This window comes from Chitinophagales bacterium (genome assembly GCA_041392475.1).
In the GTDB taxonomy this organism is placed as follows: domain Bacteria; phylum Bacteroidota; class Bacteroidia; order Chitinophagales; family UBA2359; genus JAUHXA01.
On sequence record JAWKLZ010000005.1, the window covers coordinates 1 to 21,420 of the forward strand.

A 21,420-nucleotide genomic window follows, 5' to 3' on the forward strand; every position below is an offset into this window, starting at 1 on the left:
TCTTAGTGATTGGTTACTCGTCACCAATTACTCATTACTACTCACTAATTATTCCCTCAACATTCGCCAAAATAGGGCTAACAACATCACACCCGAAAAGATAAGTCCTATCAAACTAATGTATGGGATTCCATAGCTACTCACAGGCCCTGCGGCAGCTCCTGCGGTCATGCCAATGGCTGAAGCAATCAGTATTCCAACAATCAATAGGGTGAGAATAAAGCGATTACCAAGCCGCTCAAAAGACTGCATGAGGGTAGTAAAACCTTCAATTTCTACTCGTGACTGATATTTGCCTTGACGCATCTGCTTCAAAATCTCGCGTGCTTCCATCGGAAAACTATAGGCGAGACTCATAAAACTGGTGAAGACAGTATAGGCATCCGAAGCCAAATTTTTGGGCGAATATTGTTCTTGAATCAGCTTTGCACCATAGGGTTTTACGTATTGAAATACATTCATATCGGGATGTATCGTTTTTCCGATACCCTCCAAAATCGCCATTGCCCGCAAAATGATGAAAATACTGCCCGGTACTCGCAGTTTGTAGGTGTAAATCAGCTTCTGTATTCGAGAAGTTAAGTCTGCTATGCTGCTTTCACCAATGTCTAAAGCCGAAAAGTCTTCGACCAAAAGATTGAGGTCTTGCTCCAATGCCCGCATGTCATTTATTTGATCGTCAATGGCTAACTTCCGCAAGTTGAGTGCCATTGCCTGTGCATTTTGTTGGGTCATACCAATGAAAATACCCGCAAAGGCATATTTGTCCCGGCGGGTTAATTTACCCACCATGCCAAAGTCAATCAAACAAATCATGCCGTCTTCTCGCACCAATACATTGCCAGGATGTGGGTCGGCGTGGAAATAGCCAAATTCAAAAATCTGTGAAAGGTAAATATTCATGCCCTGTTCGGCAATTCGGGTAGGAATCAAGCCCCATTTTTTGATTTGTTCGATATCCGTGATTTTGCAGCCCTTGATAAACTCCAAAACCAATACACGCCCTGTTGAAATAGATTTGTAGGCATTAGGTACATAAAAATCATTGCGGCCTTTGTAAAACTCTCTGAATTGAAGGATATTGCGAGCTTCGTTTTTGTAGTCGAGTTCCTTTTGCATATTGCGCTCAAAGGCTTCAACCACATCCATTGGATTCAAAATACCCAAAGATTCAAAATATCCTTGTCCTCGCCTGACGATTTCTTTGACAATCGAAATATCGGTTTCTATCAATTGCGCTACTTCAGGACGCTGCACCTTGACCACTACCCTTTCACCTGACTTCAATTTGGCTGCATAAACCTGACCAATTGAAGCCGAACCTATGGTTTTTTCATTGAAGTAACTAAAAATGGCTTCTAATGGCTTACCTGTATCTTCTTCAATGATTTGCCGTGCCAATTCGTATTTGAAAGGCGGCACACTGTCCTGCAATTTTTCGAGTTCGGCAATGAGTTCTTTGGGTAAAATATCGGGTCGGTTGCTCAAGACTTGCGCTCCTTTGATAAACGTTGCGCCCAGTTCTTCTACTGCCATACGCACCCGTTCCCAACGGCTGTATTCAAAAACAGGCTTTTCTTCTCGCAGCCAAGTCAGTCGCTTTTTTTGAGGCACAAAGTTTTGCAGGGGAGTATTTGTCACCACATCTTCAAAACCATATTTGAACAAAATGGCAATGATTTCGCGGGTTCGATTGATATTTTTGATTGTTTGGTCGAAAAGCATGGAAGCGACAAATTTTAATCAAAACTACCAAATTCTGCATAAGGAATCAATTAAAATCAAAATGAAAATCAAAATGAAAAAAATACATTGATTATCAGCCCACTGATAAATCATTTAACAATCTCTGTCATATCCTTCTCTAAGGAAATATTTGGACTTTCCACGATTCGCCCCATTTCTTGGTCGCCTTTGTAGAAAATAATGGTGGGTACTCGCTGTATATCCAGACCTGTTTCGTATTCTTCGGGCGTTTCTTTGTACTTATCCATACTGATAACCGTCAATTGGTTTTCATCAAATTGCAGGTCGTCAAGGATTTTATAAAAATGAGGTACTTCTCTTTGACTATCAGGACACCATGTTCCCATAAACACCTTCACTTCTACGTTTTCCAGTTTTCCCTGCAAAACCGCCAAAGTAGTTTCGTCCACCTCGTATTCGTTGTAACTGGCTTGAAACCAGTCGTTGTAGTTTTCTTTCATAAAACCTTCTCGATTGACTTTTCCGATTAGGTAACTTGATCCAAATACAGGTTTCACTTCTTGATTCATGCTTTGTTGAGTTGATGCCTGAGGTTGGGCTTTTGCTTCGTGCATGGTTTTGCAGGATGCAAACAAAAGGGTGGTAATTAGAAGGAACAATAGGTTTTTCATACAAACAAATTAATGAGGTTAGCAATGTTGGTTCTTTGATAATTTTTGTAGATTCTATAAAAGACTTCGGTAGTTTCGCAAACAATTTTTTTTGCATAAAATGCCTCTGTAATCTTTTCAAAGGATAAACTACCGAAGTCTCACTTCACAGACTTTGTCAAATAACCGCAATGTTTTGCAGGCATTAAACCCCAATTGAAGGAAGTTTGTTTATTGCAGCAAATGACAGAAATAGAAAAAGGCAGCAACCTACAATTTTGGTTACTGCCTATTATTCTTTTTGCCATTTCTATTTTTTTAGAAAAACCTCGGAGATTTGATTCGACCGCTTTCTCTCTTCACATCATACGACAACATGATTTCGTGAGAACCCGTAGTATAATCACTCAAGTCGCTCAATGTCAAATCATAAGCATAGCCAATTTTTACACCATTTTGCAATTGAAGGGCTACAATAAAGTCTAAGGATTCGGGCGCAGTACCTTGATCGGCTCTAAAGGAAGTACCCAACCAAATGGTTTCTTTGAACAAAGCCATCAAGCTAAGGTCAAATTGTATGGGTGCATTGCCTGGCACCATTTTGAAAAGCACCGAAGGGCGAAGTTTGATTTCATCACCAAATACCATTCCAGCGGTCACATAGTAGTGTCTGAATTCACGGGCAATCTTCTCAATAGCAGCATCTTGATCTCTAAAATTGTTGGTCAACAAACGAGGAACAGACAGTCCGATATAGTATTTGTTAGGCAAGAAATAATACGCTCCCAATCCGAAGTTAGGTAGAACTTTGCTCATATCGTCACCACTGTTGAATATAGGGTCAATCGTTGGGTCAATGACGCTGTTGCCTTGTGCTTCACTCAGGCTTTTCTGCATATAGGTTGCACCTGCACTGATTCCCAAATTGAGCATCGGGGTTTCTCCTCTTCTACTCGATTTGAGGCAATAGGCATAACTCGCAAAACCGCTGTAAACTTTGGTCAAACCGATTTCGTCAAACTGTAAATTCAAACCCAAACCCACCTTGCCGTCTTCAACGACTTTGGAGTGTGCGCTTAGGTTTGCGGTTTGTGGCGCACCTTCAATGTTGACCCACTGTTTGCGGTATAACGCCGCCAATGCCAAACCATCGCCGCTACCTGCATAAGCTGGATTGAAGGCCAAATTGTTGAACATATATTGTGAAAAACGGGTATCTTGTTGGGCAAAACTTGAAGTACAAGTCATGGCTAAACAACAGATTATCAGCAGTAGAATCTTTTTCATTACTGTATTGTATTGGTTAAATCATGTAGAACTTGGCAAGAAAAATAAAAATTGGGCTTGCATACAGTAATAGACAAAAACCATGCTAAAACACCTTTTTCGTCAATAGATGTCTGTGCCAAAAAGCTGGATTTGATTCGTCATAAAATGGTTTTCAGGAAACAAATAACATTTTTTATACGCTCACAACTTTCTTTTTATAAATTGTTTAGGCATTATCTTTTATTCCAAAAACACTTTTTACCTCATCGTGACATTTTTTTCAATTTCGTTATTAATTGACTTTTCCATGACAATAAGGTGACGATTTGTACTGTTTGGACTGTAAAGAACAGAAATTTTCTCAACGGCTTTGTGTTTCATAGTTGATTATTGTTGCAATTTATTTCACCACCAACTTCCCCCTTTCCCTTCAATGCTCACTTTATACAAATACAATCTACTTTCCCAACCTTCAATATATAGCTACATCTAATCATTCATTCAATAAGCTCCAAACAATTTTACATAAAAAAAGCCACTCAAAATCAATTGAATGGCTTTACGTCGTACTTTTATAAGAACCGCTTTCGCAGTTAGTTTTCATTGTATCATTCCACAAGGGTAGAATCACCCACTTCCTCCAATGTAGGTTCAGGCGGTGCAAGAACAAAAGCAGAAGCCCCTTGATTGAAGGCAAAACTCAACATTCCATCCACTGCATAAATTTCATCTTCCCCTTCCAAGCGCACATAAGAGGTAATCTCAGGGCGTTGTTGCTGCTGCTGCATTTGCTGTCGTGGATCAGCACCTGCTGGTGTTTTGGGTTGAGCAACGGTAAATTTACCCACATACAAATCCAAACTCGTTTTATCCCCTTCCATGACCTTCAATCGGGTTGTTTCGCTGCCTTCGACTTTGTATTCTGCCCACTTGTCTTTGTTTTTGGAGACAACCCGCTGCGGTTTGACCGTTTCAAGCATCGCAATCATGCTATTTATCCTGCTGCTGTCACCTGCTTGAATTGCGCCATTTTCGTCCGTCACCGTCCAATTACCAGACCCATCCTTCACCATTTTAATTTCCTGTCCACCATTGTTTTGTGGAGATAAATAAACGGCTGTCACTGCATCGGGGTCAATCGTTACTATTTCCTCTTTGAAGGTGCTGCTGCCTTTTTTGCTGTTTTGTAGCAACATCAAAGCCACTAAAGCTGCAAGCAATCCTACAACTCCAATCAATAAGGTATTGGAAAATCGTTTTTTTGACATTTCTTTTTATTGTGTTAAGGTTTTTGTGTTGGGATGTTGATGTATTAAGGTATTAATGTTGCTTGTATGGGTTTTGTTTTTTTGTGTTCCCGAATAAGGTCGTTGAGTATTCCCACAAAATTCTTGTGATCTCCGTGTCATCGTGCCTCTGTGTTCAATTATACACTCATTCATCTCCAAATTCTTATAATACTCTCGAACAAGATTCCTACGGAATGACAAATTAAAAGAGAAGAATCTCTGTGTCACCGTGCCTCTGTGTTCAAAAATCAACCATATTTTTCCGACATCCATTTCATTTTCCTTCGGTTACGGATTTGAGAGCGAATAAATCCATAAAAAACAATCAAGAAAATCGGCAAAAAGAAATTACCATATTTTACAAAACTTCTTTCACTATCACTCAACTCCTTTTGAATCGGTCGAGAAGTAACAACCTTATTTCGCAAGTCTGTCAAACCTGTATCGTCTGACAACCAATCAATTCCATTCGCCAAAAAGTTGATATTATCAGGCTGCAATCCTTGTGCTTGTTGCCCGATACCATTCACTGCAAAATCACCGTCCCCATATACCACCATTTTCGACAAGCCCTTTTCCCATACACCTGCTATGGTCAATCGAGAAGTAGGAAAATCTGCGGCCGTCCATTCTTTTTGCAGGGTAGTTGCATCGAAAGTGATAGGCGGTTGTGCCATACCCGATCTATCTGAAGTATAAGCAATTGGAGTGAATTTTGCCTCCGTATCCGTTGCAGTATAGGTGATGGAACTTGCAAAAGGTAAAATCAACTGCTCCAAACCTTTGGTAATGGGGTGGTCCGAAAAGTTTTTAATCAAAGGAAGGTAAGGGAATTTTACCTGTTCATTGATGGTAAAAAATCCTTGCTGCCTCTGCATCGTAATGCTTCCACTGTTCACATCCATCACAAAATTGGGATTGACGGTGATGCCCTTCGATTCGAGCCACGTTTCTAAACCTGTATAAACCTCTGTCCCAGAGCCTGTTTGTAAATCTGCATTAACTCGATTCAAGGCAATCAATACACCTTTGCCAGCGTTCACAAATTTATCAAGATTCGCAAGTTCGGCAGGGGAAATCGTGTCTTTTGGAGCAACGATGACCAAGGTTTCAAAGTCTGTCACCAAAGCCGTATCGCTCAACAAAGCAGTTTGGGCGTTGTACAACACATCCAAGGTTTCTTTTACTTGCTGCATTGCATCCAATCCAGCTTCTCCATGTCCGCCCACAAAACCAATCTTGGGCTTATTGGTAGCCGATATTTTTTTGATGGCCGAAGACATAGCATATTCCATTGCGCCTTCTTGCGAAATGATGGGAATAACTTCCGATTGGTCTTTGTAGCTGAACTTTGCGCCCAAATAAACGCGTTGTTGCTTCATCTGATCCCGCTCACGCATATTCACCATCCCAGGTTGCATTCCTTCCTTCATCGCCTCTTGTTCCAACTCCTCGCTCTCATTGGGGTTCACAAACTTGTATTCGATATTGCCACCCGAACGATTCGAGTATTCGGTCAGCATGTCCTCAAAACTTGTTTTTATTCGCTCCAAATTTGGAGGCATATCTTCGGAGAAATAGGCCGTAACGGTAACAGTTTCATCCAACTCCTTCAAAATGTCTTTGGTTGCTTGACTCAAGGTATAACGTTTGTCACCCGTAAAATCCAATCGAAGGAAATATTGACTGACCAAAAAATTGAGTAAGATGATGATGGCTAAGACCAGTAAAACCCGCAATCTGATTCCACCTTTGGTTAGCATAATATTGTTATTTTTTTTGAATTAAAATTTAAGATAAAAGATTTCAGAAGCAAAGAATTAGGATTGAAATTATCTTTTGTCTTTCTTCTCATGTCTTATTTGTCTAATCCACTACATTTCGTTTTGACAACATTGCTTCGGTCAAGACCAAGCAAAACGCAGTGATAGACAGGAAATATACGATGTCCTTGGTGTCAATCACTCCTCTAATCATCGAATCGTAATGCACCCGTAAACTCATGTAGTCTAATAAATTGGCAAGCCAACCACCCGATGCTGCTTGCGCCAAAAAGCCAAACAAGAGGGCAAATAACAGGTTGAGCATCAACGACAATAAGATGGCTACGATTTGATTGTTGGTGATGCTGCTCGCAAACAAGCCAATACCGATATAGGCACTGCTCATCAACAAAATTCCCAAGTACCCTACCAAAACCGCACCGTGATCAACAGAACCAAGCCATGCAGCAGTGAAGTAATAGGGTAAACTGAAAACAAGCGTCACTGCAACCAATGCCAAACACGCCAAAAATTTACCGAAAATGATTTGCCAATCCGTCAAAGGGTTGGTTAGCAAGAGTTCGATGGTTCCCGATTTCTGTTCTTCTGCAAACATTCGCATCGTCAATGCAGGAATGAAAAAGAACAAAGCCCAATAGGCAATGTCGAAAAAAGGAGCAATGCTCGCTTGTCCTCTCAAAAAAACATCTGCTCCAAAGAGCCAAGTGAAAAATCCACTAAAGCCCAAAAAAACGACAACCATGATATAGGCAATCAAAGAATCAAAAAAAGTGTTGAATTCCCGTTTTGCTATGGTGAATATTTTGTTCATTGTCACTTTTAAATTAAAATAAGTTTGAAAATTACCCTTCGTATTCCGTCAAGCGTCAGTCGTCCAACGTTTTACCCCATCGTCACATTCCTAAACACATCCTCCAAATCTCTTTCGATGGGAGTCAATTCGGTGAGAATCCACTGATTGTCCACACACATTTCAAAAATAGCTCGCCTTGAACCCACTCCTTGTTTACTTTTCACCTCATATAGATTTCCAGTTCCCGACCAGTCCACCAACTCTACAGTGTTGATGCTGCTCAATCGTTGAAAAACCTCATTTGGACTACCTTCTTCAATGCGAACTCGGCTGATTTCGGCACCACTCGCTTGCTTCCGCAATTCGCTTGGCACTCCATCCGCCACAATTTTACCATCGTTGATGATAACGATTCTATCACAAGTAGCTTCCACTTCTGGGAGAATGTGGGTGCTGAGAATAACCGTTTTCTGCTCGCCCACTCGTCGAATCAACTCACGAATTTCTACGATCTGGTTGGGGTCAAGCCCCGTAGTCGGTTCGTCCAAAATCAATACTTCTGGGTCGTGAATCATGGCTTGCGCCAAGCCCACTCTTTGACGAAAACCTTTGGAGAGTTCGTCAATTCGCTTGTGTTTTTCCTTGTCCAATCCACAGACTTTTACCATTTCTCGGACTCTTGCATTGATATTGCTTTTGGCAACACCTTGAATTGCTGCTGCAAACTGCAGGTATTCAATGACAGGCATTTCGAGGTAAAGCGGATTGTGCTCGGGTAGGTAGCCAATGCACTGTTTGATGGCAGCCGCATCGTCTCTGATAGAGTAGTTTCCTACTTTCACATCGCCCTCAGAAGCAGCCATGTAGCAGGTGATGATTTTCATGGTAGTTGTCTTGCCAGCACCATTCGGACCGAGAAAGCCCAATATTTCCCCACTTTTCACTTCAAAGGAAATACCGTCCACTGCCCGTTGAGTGCCATATTTTTTTACCAAACTTTCAACTTGTATATTCATACTGTTGGAGATGTAAGTTTAATTTTCTGATTGTAGATTTCGGACTGCAAATATAAAAAACGTAAGGTAATTATGTCATATCGAAATACGCAGTTTTTGCTTACTTTTCTGCAAAAATTTAGAGTGAGATGCAAAAAAATGAAGCTATAAAATATTTCCCTTATGTAACGATCAAAAAATAAGTTGTGCATTTGAAATTTCCAACAATCTGATTTAGGAGTGGTTTTTTCATTTTAATTCTTATTCTAATTTTTATTCGTTTCTTATTCAATCTTTTGTTTCAGTCTCTTTATTTTTTCGTTTGGAAAAGGTTCTAACCAATCTATCGTTTTGAAGGGAGAGTAAGAAATAGCAATAGCTGCTAAATTTTTGTCGGGTTTGATGTAGGGTTTGAGGGGACGGCCATTCAGTGCTACTTTGATATCTGCTTGAACCGTTGCATCTTCCATGCCGTTCTTGCGGTATTCTTGTTTCAGATAATGAACAAATTGAAGGATCATATCTGGATGTACTTCCATTTTCCGTTCTTGCTTTTCGCTGAGGTAGTTGTTGGGGAAAATGGTCCACGTTTTACCAGTTTTTGGGTCTGTTCCTTTGAAGTAAGCGTGCGCTCGTTTGTGTCGGAGCATCATTCTCCACGAAAAACGATGCCCTTGTTCTGTCCATGCCACGTTGTTGGGATAGAGATGGTGTCGAAGGGGAAGTGCTATTTGCAGTAAACAATAGACAAGGATAAGCCCAAACGCCCATTGAGGGAGTTTTGAAGGAGTTGCATTGTCTTTTCCGTTCTCTTTTTTAGGCGAAAAAGAGGGAAACCATGCTTCCAAGTATTTTCTGCTCCAATTGGCCGAGAAAAACATCAGGGTCATGGCAATGGATAAAATGGGAAATATGCCAATGTCGAACAGTATTTTGTTGATGAGGTGAAAGAAAACAACCATCACCAAAGCAAAAACACGGGTCCTTTTGAAGACAAGTAAAGGAACAATGCAAAGATCAAAGGCCAAGCCGCCATAGCTGATGAAGTAAGCAAACCAATCTTGGGTGACTATATCGCCAATAAGCCAATAATTGTACTTATAAGACAACCAAGTTCTTATGGGTTCTGCATTGAACCAATCGGCATTGATTTTTGCCAATCCTCCAAAAAAATAAACTACTGCCATCTGGAACTGCAATAAGAATACAGGCCAGAAATGAATGGTATTGGTGTGAATATCAGGATGCTGCTTTGCATCCAATGACCACGCACGATTTGCAGGAAAAATTGCCATCATCACACTTACCAGACATATCAAATATGCGTGATTCAAATAATCGGCGGTGTCTATCAAAAAGGTATATATTGTTCCGACTGCAAATAGGATGGCACTGATACGGTATTTCCAGCCCAACATTATATTGATTGACAGAACGCCCATGATTGCCCACAGTATATACATTCCCCAACCTGGTAACGGATGTACCCATCCAAAACCGTAGTAGGTGAAGTGCATTTTGGGGGCAATTTGAGAATCGTATATCCACCCTGATGCAAAGTTGTTGATGACATCTATAAGCATGGTTGCCCCAAATACTATGCGAAAAAATACTAGAGAGGCGATGTCTATCGGGCTTGAGAGTGCTTTGAAATTCAATGGTTTCATTTGCAGATAATATAGAATTGTTGACACAAAGCTACTACAAGTAGAAAGAGATTTTAGAAAAAACAGGCAATAAAATGGAAATAATTGAAGATTTGAAGGAAGAAGCGGTCAATATTCCAACTCTAAATCTACCACATTCTTCAATTTTTGCTCACCTGCCGCAAAGGATAAAACATTGTTCACCAATTCATCCCACCGAGCTGTTTCTGAAAATGGTGAGCCTGCTCGGTGTGGTGACAATACAATGTTGTCTAATTCGTGAAATGGAAATTGGTAGGGATATTTTCTTCCTTGTTCATCTGGATTGGGTTTGTAATTATACCATACATCTATTGCAGCACCTGCAATGGTTTTACTTTGAAGTACTTCAAAAAGAGCTTTTTCTTGGACAATGATTCCTCTCGCCACGTTTACCAAAAGCCCTCTTTCCCCCAATAGTTTCAGTTCCGCTTCTCCAATCATGCTCTCTGTTTTTGAAGTATGAGGCAGTGCAATAATGAGTGTGTCAATATGCTGTAAGAAATCATGTAGCTCCTCGGAAGTAAATTTGTTTACATTTTGAAGTGCATCATTTTCTGGGTGTTGCTTTTTCCAATTTCTTTTGAGTATGGAAAATTCTACGCCAAAAGGGGTCAGTAATTGATGCACATTTTGATTGATGGCACCATATCCCAATAAGCCAATTTTGCGTTTGTAAATAGACATGGAGGGAGAGTTTTCATCGCCTGTTCGCCAAATACCTTCTGCCATCCATTGGTGGTGTTGAACGATTTGGTTGCTGAGTGACAGCAGTAGAGCTACTGCGTGCTGTGCGGTTAGGTGGGCATGTCCGTGACCATTGATAAGCATAACAGGTCTTTCTTGATTCAGTTCTTTCATCATCGGGAGTAGGTGGTGAATACCTGTACCTGGATTGATGAATAATTGCAAGTTTTTTGCTGCCCACAACCATTCCTTTTTGGGTTGCCAACCTATCATGATGTGTGCCTTCGTTGCGTGTTGTTCACAAAACTTATCCATATCTTTTTTCTCCTGCGAATCAGTTGGAAACCAAAATTTTAAATTTGGGATAACTCCCAATCGTGTTTGCAACATTGTCTTCAATTTTTTGTCTGGCGACCAAAGAAAAAGTACATGTATGATGTTCATGAATAGAAAGATTTGTTTAAATGTGATTTATAAACAAAAAAAAACGAATAATAATTGAGTCGTTTGGGTACTGACTGAATTATTACTCGTCTTTTCTTTTGCTTCAAAATATAAAATATCTTTAAGCTAAACTTTTATACCTCTTTCTTTTACAGATATTTGGTATGAGGCAAGAGCATCTTTTAACTGCTCAATCTTCTCGTAGTTAAGTGTATAGTAGATATACTTACCTTCTCTACGGGTTTCTACGACCTCCGCATTGCGAAGAATTCTCAAGTGTTGTGATGTGATTGACTGCTCCAAATTGAGAGTATTATAAATTTTATTAACATTAATAATTCCATTTTTGTCAATAAATTCAATAATGGACAATCTCAAAGGATGGGCGATAGCTCTGAGCAATTCAGTAGCATAATCCAAGTTGTGCTGATTTAAAGCTGCCATTTTAATTTTGTTTTTAATAAGTAACAATAAGGTATATATAAAATAAAAAAATTTAAGGTTTCAAAAATAAAAAAAGTCCTGTTATAAAACAAATTATACCAGGACTTTCTTAGTTAACGATATTTTATTTAACTAACGTGCTAATTCCTCAACCAATTGTGCGATTTCAGCAATCCGGTCATGGTTCAAAGCATAGAAGATATATTTGCCATCTCTCTCTGTTATAACGACTCCTGCTTTACGCAAAATAGCCAAGTGTTGAGACGCTACTGATTGTTCAAGTCTCAATTTTACATAAATCTCAGTTACAGTGAGTTTTTTATGTTCTTCCAATAAATGAACTATGGATTGGCGAAGCTTATGATTCACAGCTCTTAAAACCAAAACTGCTTTTCGAAGCAAATCGTAGTTCAAAGTAATAGGATTGTCAGAATCCTTGCGGATAACTACTGTATTAGCTAAAGTTCCCATTTTAAAAAAAATTTAAAAAGTTAAAAAAAAAGTGCGTATTTTAGAAAAGCATATCTACTTTTCTTTAGTTCCCTTATATACAAAGATACGGAATATTTCTTAATATTAGAAGAAATTATTATCACAAACGATTAAATATTTTTTTTGTTTTATGTTTTGGTAAATATTTTTTTAAGTAGTAAGGTTCATAATAGGCTATATCCTCAAATTCATTCTGAATAAAATGCTGATAAGCAATAGAAACAAGGTTTACTGCAGAAAAATATATATCCGTAAAAAACACAGCATTGGGATGAGTAAGTATGGTTGTACATTTAGCTGAACCGTTACCAAAAAACAATACTTTTTTTTGAGATAAATAACTTTCAAAAGAATCGCCTTCAATAATTTTTGCATGTTTAACCTCTAACTCATCTAATTTATTGTCATACACAGATGCATAAACTTCCATGCGTCTTGCATCCATCATCGGAACACAATAAAAATCTTCGTATTTATGACCATATTTTTCTATTGCCACAAAAGCCATTGCCCTTAAAGTATCTACTGCAATCAATGGAATATCCAGCGAATAACACAATCCCTTTGCAGTAGCAGCCCCAATTCTCAAACCTGTATAAGACCCAGGGCCATCGCTGACTGCAATTGCAGCCAATTCGGTCATACTCACAGAAGATTCCTGCAATATTTCTTCAATGAACAAAGTGAGGAGTCCTGCATGTTGCAGTCCTTCCTTTTGTTCTTTTTCGGCAAATAATGTTCCATTTTTAGTCAAGGCAACAGAACAGTTTTCCGTAGTCGTATCAATACATAATATCCAGTTCATAATTCAATTTAAACACTTATTAATGCCATATTTACCCCACATACGTCTTATGGGTTACAGCACTTTCATTAAAAAATCTAACCTTGCAACGCTAAAGCAAAAACATAGTCTTATTATTTAGAATGATTTTCCGCAAATTTGCTATATTCAGCAAATCTTGTCGTCATTATATGTACACAATGTATAAAAACCGTCGAACACACAATATCTATTCTTAATAAAAAAACTACATGCTATGCTAAAAATATACTTTTTCTACATACTTTTCCTTTTGATGACCGTTGCCAGTTGTAAGAAAGAAAACCTAATTATCATTGAAGGAGTTGAATCTATTTCTTTTGATTGTTTAACCTCTATTAACGAACATCAGATTATCAACGATTCGGAAGCATACAAATTGTTTTTGGACACATATAGGAACAATTCCCAAAATTGTCTTACTTACATTTCACCTTCAATTGATTTCACAGAAAAAACTTTGTTGGGGCAATATATTGAAGTGACTGCCTGCAACGTTTCTTCCATATCAGAAGTTTTTGCAGACCCTAGTCAAAAGCGGTATATTTACCAATTACAGGTAAATTTAGAGGGAACTTGCGAAACCCGTTTTGAGAGACTCGTCTGGATTGTAGTTCCCAAACTTCCTGATAATTACACTGTGGCTTTTGAAGCAAACTATGAAAGAATATAAAATTCAAGAAAAAATGATGCAAAATATAACCTCCAACTTCACAGTTTGGCTTATGCTGCTATTGAGTTGGTTATTGGTCTTCAATGCTTGTGGAACGTCAAAAAGAACGGAAGGAAGTACATTGAAAAAAAAATCACTGAAATTTGTTGAAAATCAATTAGAGCGAAATTTGTTTGATGCGGATTGGCTGCGGATGAAAGCAAAGATTACGGCAAATGATGGCAAACAAAAACAAAGCTTCAATGCGGATGTTCGTTTACGAAAAGACAGCGTTTTGTGGATGTCTATTTCACCTACCATTCTAAAAATTGAAGTGGCAAGAGTGCTAATTAGTCGTGACAGTGTTCAGGTGATAGATAGAATTCACAAACAATACTACGCCACCAATGTTGACTTTTTAGAAACACTGACCAACTACCCACTGAATTTTGAAATGCTCCAAAACATTCTTTTTGGAAATCCCATAGTAAAAGGTGATACAAAGTCTGTTTTGTCGATTACCAAAGAAAACTACTGTCTGCAAAATGCGCTTCAGGATTTGGCTCTGGAGCTTTGTTTAGACCCCAAAAATTTCACACTTGCTCAAATGAGTGTGAACGATACCTTACATCAACGCTATTTGAATGTGGCATTGGAGGATTACGAAGCGGTTGATAAACAAATATTTTCACACAAACGCCTTTTGTCCATTGAAGCCCCTCAGAAATATGAGGTAGATATAAGGCTTTCTAAAGTGAAGGCAAATGAAGCCCAAAAAGTAGAATTTTCGGTGCCAGAAAAATATGAAAAAGTAGAGCGTTTGGAAATAAATTAACCATAAAGGTTGTCTAAACATCGAAACAAAATGGAAATCAAAACCAATACAAAAATCAAAACCCCATTTGACTTTCAAGAACCAATCCATCATATACTGAAATATAGTTTCTTATTTGTGCTGTTTATCTTGCTAGTCGGAAAAGCAGATTTGTTTGCCCAAGAAAAAAAAGACTTGGAAAAACAAAAAACGCAGTTGGCAAAGGACATTGCTTTGACCCGAAAATTGCTCAAAAATACTCAGAACAATCAGACCCTTTCTATCAATGACTTGAAACTGCTCCAACAACAGGTTCATAATCGAGAGAAGATGATTCATACGGTTCAACAACAACTTGATATATTGAACATTAGCCTCACCGAAACGGATTACCAGATAGATTCAGTTTCTACGGTTTTGGAGGAACTTAGGGACGAGTATGCCGAATTGATTCGACACGCATATTTGTCCAACAATGCCTACAATCGCTTGTTGTTCCTGTTTTCGGCCGATAGCTTCAATGAAGCCTACCAGCGTTTGAAATATTTGCAGTATTATACCAGTCATCGCAAGAACCAAGTGGGTCAAATAGAGTTAATGAAGAAGGAACTATTGGAAAATCGGGTGCGTTTGGAATCGGAAAAGGAAGAGAAAAAAGGATTGTTGGTCGCAGAACAGCAGCAACGGTTGGCATTGAAGGTGGAAGAAGAACAGAAAAACGAAATGGTGAAAAAATTGAAGCAAAAGGAGAGTTATTTGAAAAAGAAATTGACCTCCAAAAAACAAGCCATTGAAGAATTAGACCGCCAAATCAGAGCGATTATAGAAAAGGTGACAGCTGAGGAAACGCCGATTGATAATTTGCCGAATAGAAAAATGACGGCTGATTTACTAAAATTGAGTGCTGACTTCAAAGAAAATCAAGGTAAACTTCCTTGGCCTGTGGATCAAGGAATTATCACTGGCAAATTTGGCAAACAACAACATCCTATTTTGAAGCACATCACCCTCACCAACAATGGTTTAGATATTGCTACCAAAAAAGGAGAAGTTGCACGAGCCTTGTTTGAAGGAAAGGTCAGCAATACGCTCTACAGTCCTACTTTTCAATGGGCGGTCATTGTGAAACATGGAGAATATTTTACGGTTTACTCCAATTTGGAAGAAGTGCAGGTGAGTAAAGGAGATGAAATTACGACCCGACAGGCCATCGGAACAATTTATACGGATGTAGAAGAAGGCAAAACCGAAGTACATTTGGAGGTGTGGAAAGGCAACGGAAAATTGAATCCTATCGAGTGGATTTACAAAAAATAATGCTCGGAATGTTGAATGGTAAACGATAAATGATGAATTTTGCGGTTTAGATTCAATCCTGTATCGGTTTTGAATTTTGTGTCGGTTTTAAATACACTGCAATTCATTTTCGAACCACAACAGTTTGACAATAATTTATTTGAATGAATGGCATTTGCCATTTCAATATTTTTTAAAATAACTTATCATGAATACATTACTCCTTTTTGGTATCCCAGGCGGACCAGAGTTAATTCTAATTTTAGTGGTCATTCTTTTGCTTTTTGGTGGTAAAAAAATTCCTGAATTGGCGAGAGGTATTGGCAAAGGCATCAAGGAATTTAACAATGCCAAAGCTTCTATCCAACAAGAAATAGATGAAGGAATGAAAATCGAAGAAACAAAAAAAGACAAATAAGTTTTAGCTTTGCGTTCTTTCTTTAGAGGAGAGAAGTAGGAATTAAGAAGCAAGATAAAATAATAAGCGTATCTTGCTTCTTGAAGTGTGAAACGGTCTTGCTTCTTGCATCTAAAATTCTCCATCTCAAAAGAACAACGAGTGCAACATTACAAAAACCTAAAAGTCATACAGCAAGATATTGCTGCAAAAAAAATCACCTGTGCAGAATTGGTAGAATTTTACCTCTCCAATATCGCACAATCTCAAACAACTAATGCCTACCTTGAGGTATTTGAGGAAGAAGCACGCCAAAAAGCAAAAGAACTGGACCAAAAAATAGCCCATGGCGAAAAAATAGGTCGCCTTCACGGAATGGTCATTGCCATCAAAGATGTAATTTGCTACAAAAACCACAAAGTCAGTGCTTCCTCCAACATCCTTCCCAATTTTGAATCCCTCTTTTCTTCAACGGCTGTTGAGCGTATCTTAGCAGAAGATGCGATTATCATTGGACGCACCAACTGCGATGAATTTGCGATGGGTTCGACCAACGAAAATTCTGCTTATGGAGTTGTCCGCAATTTTGCCGACCAAAACAAAGTCCCTGGCGGTTCTTCAGGCGGTTCGGCAGTAGCAGTTCAGGCGAATACGTGTTTGGCGGCTTTGGGTTCAGACACAGGCGGTTCTGTGCGTCAGCCTGCCTCTTTCTGCAATGTGATTGGCTTCAAACCCACTTATGGACGCATTTCACGACATGGATTGATTGCCTACGCTTCGTCCTTTGACCAAATCGGCACATTGACGCACAGCGTAGAAGATGCAGCTTTGTTGTTGGAAATTATGGCAGGAAAAGACGATTTTGACGGCACCAATTCCTCCAAACCCGTTCCGAGTTACAGCCAATCTTTGCAGCAAAAACCCACTGCAAAAAAACGCATTGCCTACTTCAAAGAGGCCTTAGAAAACAAAGGTTTGGATGCAGAAATCCAGCAAAAAATCAAAGATTTATTGACCCAACTTCAATCAGAAGGTCATACCGTTGAAGCAGTTTCTTTCCCTTATTTGGACTACATCGTTCCGACTTACTACATTCTCACCACAGCCGAAGCGTCCTCCAATCTTTCTCGCTTTGACGGTATTCATTACGGACATCGCTCCAAAGATGCCAAAAACATGGAAGACACCTATCGAAACTCACGCAGCGAAGGATTTGGAGCAGAAGTGCAGCGGCGTATCATGTTGGGCACATTTGTATTGAGTTCAGGCTATTACGATGCCTACTATTCCAAAGCCCAAAAAGTTCGCCGACTCATTCACGATTATACCCGCAACATTTTCAAAGACTTCGATTTTATCCTCACACCGACTACACCAACTCCCGCTTTCGACATTGGCGACAAAGAGTATCAAGACCCCGTGAGTATGTACTTAGCGGATATTTATACGGTTCAAGCCAATATTGTGGGAATCCCTGCCATTTCTTTGCCATTGTCGCATCACTCCAATGGAATGTCGTTTGGAGTGCAGTTGATGGCGGATAAGTTTGAAGAGGAGGCGTTGTTGGGGTTTGGGAAAGAGGTTGCGAACTATCAAAATCAATAATGCTTCAATGGAATTTGTAAATGCCTTAAACAGCAAAGCTTTTCAATATATTTTTTTGGAAACAGCAGAAGAAAAATTTTTACTGGCTTTTTTGAATTGCTTTGTGACAGAAAAACTGGACATTGAATTGGCTAAAATCACTTCAACAAGTATTGTTTACAGCAATTCCTTGTTTCAGTTCAAAGGCTGTTTACAAGATGGAATACTCATAGAGGCTATCAGTAGAAGAGGGAGTTTGGTTTTTCTTCAAGTAGATATTCTGAATTTACATTGGGGTGTTACAAACATAGAAATTCTCGCTACGGATAGTCTAAGTTTTTACAGCGATGAGATGGCAAAAATTCAAAAAGATGTAGAATTTATACATCTTGCTTTTATCCACTTTGATATAAATAAAAGTGGAAACCGAGAAGTCATTAAAACCAATATTTACAGTCGAAAAATGAACTTCAAAGCTCATTTTTTGTGGTTTCATTTACCTCTTTTCAACTTCGATGCTTCACAATTGACGGAATTGGAGCAATGGATTTTCTTTTTATGCCGAAGCGTTCAATGTCAAAAGATACCTGCGTACATTGATAGTCAAACGGTCAGACTTGCTTTCCAAAAGGCAAATCCCATAAGTTGGGAAAAAGAGGATTTAGACTGGTATCAAAAATATGAAACGGAATTTCCCATACGTCAAAAGAAAATCAATAACCATTATCGAAAAGCAGGTTTGCCGCTACACCCCGATTTTTTGCAAACTTCACCGCCTTATGCCAATTTGAAAGGCTGGAAACCATTTTTGAAGTCTTTGGGAGTATATCCCAAACAAGATGTATTATCGTCAGATATTAACATTGGCAATACAGACCTTACTCTTGTCTTTTCGCTATTTAGATATTGGACAAAACAGGTAAAAAGTGCATTGAATCAAGTAGTTGAAATTAAAAATGAACAAGATTTGATTAAAGATTTTCAAGAAGAACTGAAGGAAGCGGTTGTTCATCTTTATTTAGAAGATAGTTTTTTGAAGGAAGAATCTGATAAAGAATGGGGAGCAGAATTGTTGGCAAGTCTTGTCAATGTGAAACTCAATCTAAGATGGCATTTTGAATACTTGATAAAAAACACCGAATTGTTCAAAACTTCACAAGCTCTAAGAGCAATCTTGGTTTATCTTGCAGCCAATGAAATAGAGGAGATGAAAATGGATGATATATACCAGCAATTATTAGAAGAAGCAAGCAATTTGCAGGCAATTTCTAAAGAGATTGAACTTCAAAAAGAAAGTAAGTGGGTGCACATTAATGCTGAATTGTATCAAACCCGCCAAAGTCAAGTGAGAACCGTTTTGAAGAATTTGATGGGAAAGAGGATAAAGGAAATATCAGAAGAAACAAAAAATTTGACTTTCTATTTGCGAGGGGCAGAATCTTTACACGATTTGGAAAATTTAAAACAGGTTATTGCTATCAATCGAAGTTTGTTTGAATGATGGAGATAGCATTTACCAAGTCCAAGTTTCAACCAATCCCACTTTTTCGACTTTGGTGCTTAAATGAAAACAAAAAGGACAGTCAAATATTGACTGTCCTTTTTGTTTTTTTTCAAAATATTATTTCTTACATCTGAAAAGTATAATAATAAACGCTTTTGCCACCACTATACACTCCTCCAATCGTCACCAATTCGCCCTCTCTCATGTTCTCCATTATTTTTTTGAATTGGCTAACCGAACCCACTTCTCGTTGATTCACCTCCGTAATCACAAAACCTTTGCGGATGTCGGTAAAAGTACGCAGTTTACCATCCTCCAAACTTTCCACACGAACACCGCTCGGAATGTTCAATTTGGTCAATTCATCGGGCTTCAATTCGCCCAATTCTACGCCCAATTTCTCCAATACAGCAGCACTTTCTTTTGTGACCACTTTGGTATTGCCTTCTCGGTTTTTGAGTGTCACGGGAATGGTTTTTTCCCTGCCGTTTCGAGAAACGGTGATGTTCACTACATCTCCAGGGCGGTGACGACCGACCATTTCCTGCAATTCGGGAACAGAATTAACCGGGCCTCCATCTATTTTCACCACTACATCTCCCTTTTCGATTCCTGCAACAATAGCAGAACCGTCTGTAGCCAAGCTGTCCACATACACACCTTGCGTAAGATTCAAGCCCAATTCTTTCGCTAAAGTGCCGTCCAAATCACGGATGATAATTCCCAAAAATCCACGCTGAACTACACCATGTTCTCTAAGGTCATCCACTACTTTGTGAACAATATTGACAGGAACGGCAAAAGAATAACCTGCATAAGTACCTGTCGGCGTAGCAATTGCAGTATTGATGCCCAATAGTTTACCTTCCGCATTCACCAATGCACCGCCACTGTTGCCAGGATTCACCGCCGCATCTGTTTGGATAAAAGACTCAATAGGTGTTTTGGATTTTTCACGCAAAATATTGATGCTTCGCCCTTTAGCACTCACAATGCCTGCGGTAACGGTTGAAGACAAATTGAAGGGATTGCCAACTGCCAATACCCATTCACCGATTTTCGCTTCATCCGAGTTAGCCAATTCCAAAATGGGTAGGTTAGTTCCTTCAACTTTAAGCAAAGCAATATCCGTGGAAGGGTCAGTACCCACAAGAGTTGCGATAAATTTGCGGTTGTCGTGAAGAGTCACTTCAATTTCATCTGCTCCTTCAATAACGTGGTTATTGGTCACAATGTAACCATCTGCATCAATGATTACACCTGAACCTGTGCCGACTCTCGGCTGAGGCTGCCCACCTCTACCATTCGGGTTGAAAAAGAATTCATCGAAGCCATCGCCAAAAAAGTCTTTGAAAGGATTCGCTCCCTGCGGATCACCTCCTCTTACGGTTCTTGCCTTTTCAGTGGATTTGATGTGTACCACTGCTGGCGTTGTTTTTTCTGCGGCATAGGTAAAGTCGGCAGGGCCAAATTTACTATCCACTGAAGAAGTAGCGTGGTTATTATTTGCAGTTGCATCGTAATTGGTCAGAGCAGCAGGTGATACTGTTCCGTTTGCATCTTGAAAAATGACGGTTTTTTGATTCAAGCCTGTCATTTGAAAGGCAGTGAGGGTTATAACGCTGCCTAAAATTGCTGCTAATACTAGCTGAAAGGTACGTTTCATAAAATATTGATTTTTTATTGGTTTATTATTGATGTTTTAAAAACTAAAAACTCTTTTGCTCTTTCTACAAAGAAATTTAAAGCTCAAAAATATTTTCTTTGAAAATCAGAATCACTTCAAAAAACTATCCACAATTCTTTTCCATCTACTAAATTATAACGTGAAAAATGTAGGATTAGTTGAAAGAAATATTCATGTTTCCTTTCGATTTTTATTAACAACAAACGTTTAAGAATTATTTTTATCGAATAAGAGTTTAACTTAATTTAACGGCAATCGTTAATTTATTTTAATATCTGTAAGCATTGAATCGTCAGCCAACTTGCATTTTCATAGCGAATCTTAACCTTTTCTTAACGCTAAGAACTCTATAAGGAAACCGCTTTCTTTACTCAATTGCGTAAATTTGCGCTTTATTTAAAAAATGCTAATAATCAGACTTTTA

19 protein-coding genes are annotated in these 21,420 nt (G+C 38.9%); 6 read left to right on the forward strand and 13 right to left on the reverse strand.

The features are described 5' to 3' along the window. Nucleotides 1-48 precede the first annotated feature (48 nt). The 12 genes from R3E32_29695 to tsaB all read right to left on the reverse strand — a co-directional run bounded on the left by R3E32_29695 (nt 49) and on the right by tsaB (nt 13,044). Entirely contained in the window at nt 49-1,725 is a 1,677-nt protein-coding gene (locus tag R3E32_29695) for an AarF/ABC1/UbiB kinase family protein (protein ID MEZ4888937.1), read from the reverse strand. A 110-nt stretch (nt 1,726-1,835) separates the two neighbouring features. Then, nucleotides 1,836-2,378, reverse strand: a complete 543-nt coding sequence (locus R3E32_29700; GenBank protein MEZ4888938.1) for a thioredoxin family protein — start codon at nt 2,376-2,378, stop codon at nt 1,836-1,838. 297 nt (nt 2,379-2,675) lie between these two features. Continuing rightward, a complete protein-coding gene (locus R3E32_29705; protein ID MEZ4888939.1) occupies nt 2,676-3,644 on the reverse strand; it encodes a type IX secretion system membrane protein PorP/SprF in 969 nt (322 codons plus the stop codon). Nucleotides 3,645-4,234: 590 nt separating this feature from the next. After that, on the reverse strand, nt 4,235-4,894 hold the full coding sequence (locus R3E32_29710) for a DUF4340 domain-containing protein (protein ID MEZ4888940.1): 660 nt from the start codon (nt 4,892-4,894) through the stop codon (nt 4,235-4,237). Nucleotides 4,895-5,163: 269 nt separating this feature from the next. Next, nucleotides 5,164-6,678, reverse strand: a complete 1,515-nt coding sequence (locus tag R3E32_29715; protein MEZ4888941.1) for a Gldg family protein — start codon at nt 6,676-6,678, stop codon at nt 5,164-5,166. 103 nt (nt 6,679-6,781) lie between these two features. Next, the gene (locus R3E32_29720; protein MEZ4888942.1) at nt 6,782-7,510 is read right to left on the reverse strand and encodes an ABC transporter permease subunit; all 729 of its coding nucleotides are present in this window, start codon (nt 7,508-7,510) and stop codon (nt 6,782-6,784) included. Nucleotides 7,511-7,581: 71 nt separating this feature from the next. Beyond that, nucleotides 7,582-8,508 (reverse strand): ATP-binding cassette domain-containing protein, encoded by a 927-nt coding sequence (locus tag R3E32_29725; GenBank protein MEZ4888943.1) that lies wholly within the window; start codon nt 8,506-8,508, stop codon nt 7,582-7,584. A gap of 263 nt (nt 8,509-8,771) precedes the next feature. Next, the gene (locus R3E32_29730) at nt 8,772-10,154 is read right to left on the reverse strand and encodes an HTTM domain-containing protein (protein ID MEZ4888944.1); all 1,383 of its coding nucleotides are present in this window, start codon (nt 10,152-10,154) and stop codon (nt 8,772-8,774) included. Between the two features lie 108 nt (nt 10,155-10,262). Next, the gene (locus R3E32_29735; protein MEZ4888945.1) at nt 10,263-11,303 is read right to left on the reverse strand and encodes an NAD(P)-dependent oxidoreductase; all 1,041 of its coding nucleotides are present in this window, start codon (nt 11,301-11,303) and stop codon (nt 10,263-10,265) included. A 126-nt stretch (nt 11,304-11,429) separates the two neighbouring features. Continuing rightward, nucleotides 11,430-11,747: a metalloregulator ArsR/SmtB family transcription factor gene (locus R3E32_29740; GenBank protein MEZ4888946.1), complete on the reverse strand. Its 318-nt coding sequence runs from the start codon at nt 11,745-11,747 to the stop codon at nt 11,430-11,432. 132 nt (nt 11,748-11,879) lie between these two features. Beyond that, nucleotides 11,880-12,218, reverse strand: coding sequence for a metalloregulator ArsR/SmtB family transcription factor (locus R3E32_29745; protein MEZ4888947.1), 339 nt, complete (start codon nt 12,216-12,218; stop codon nt 11,880-11,882). A 121-nt stretch (nt 12,219-12,339) separates the two neighbouring features. Next, complete coding sequence (gene tsaB / locus R3E32_29750) at nt 12,340-13,044, reverse strand: tRNA (adenosine(37)-N6)-threonylcarbamoyltransferase complex dimerization subunit type 1 TsaB (protein MEZ4888948.1); 705 nt, start codon at nt 13,042-13,044, stop codon at nt 12,340-12,342. A 235-nt stretch (nt 13,045-13,279) separates the two neighbouring features. On the opposite strand from tsaB, the gene R3E32_29755 reads away from it, so the two are divergent. The 6 genes from R3E32_29755 (at nt 13,280) to R3E32_29780 (ending at nt 19,306) form a co-directional block, all read left to right on the forward strand. Next, nucleotides 13,280-13,735 carry a hypothetical protein gene (locus tag R3E32_29755; GenBank protein ID MEZ4888949.1) on the forward strand — a complete coding sequence of 152 codons (456 nt, stop codon included), beginning with the start codon at nt 13,280-13,282 and terminating at the stop codon, nt 13,733-13,735. Between the two features lie 13 nt (nt 13,736-13,748). After that, a complete protein-coding gene (locus tag R3E32_29760; protein ID MEZ4888950.1) occupies nt 13,749-14,549 on the forward strand; it encodes a DUF4292 domain-containing protein in 801 nt (266 codons plus the stop codon). Between the two features lie 30 nt (nt 14,550-14,579). Continuing rightward, a complete protein-coding gene (locus R3E32_29765; protein ID MEZ4888951.1) occupies nt 14,580-15,845 on the forward strand; it encodes a peptidoglycan DD-metalloendopeptidase family protein in 1,266 nt (421 codons plus the stop codon). A 187-nt stretch (nt 15,846-16,032) separates the two neighbouring features. Continuing rightward, nucleotides 16,033-16,242: a twin-arginine translocase TatA/TatE family subunit gene (gene tatA, locus R3E32_29770; GenBank protein MEZ4888952.1), complete on the forward strand. Its 210-nt coding sequence runs from the start codon at nt 16,033-16,035 to the stop codon at nt 16,240-16,242. Nucleotides 16,243-16,383: 141 nt separating this feature from the next. After that, nucleotides 16,384-17,826, forward strand: coding sequence for an Asp-tRNA(Asn)/Glu-tRNA(Gln) amidotransferase subunit GatA (gene gatA, locus R3E32_29775; GenBank protein ID MEZ4888953.1), 1,443 nt, complete (start codon nt 16,384-16,386; stop codon nt 17,824-17,826). Nucleotides 17,827-17,833: 7 nt separating this feature from the next. Beyond that, nucleotides 17,834-19,306, forward strand: a complete 1,473-nt coding sequence (locus tag R3E32_29780; protein ID MEZ4888954.1) for a hypothetical protein — start codon at nt 17,834-17,836, stop codon at nt 19,304-19,306. Nucleotides 19,307-19,433: 127 nt separating this feature from the next. Here R3E32_29780 and R3E32_29785 read toward each other — a convergent pair whose 3' ends face one another. Continuing rightward, nucleotides 19,434-20,975: a Do family serine endopeptidase gene (locus R3E32_29785; GenBank protein ID MEZ4888955.1), complete on the reverse strand. Its 1,542-nt coding sequence runs from the start codon at nt 20,973-20,975 to the stop codon at nt 19,434-19,436. Nucleotides 20,976-21,420: the final 445 nt, after the last annotated feature.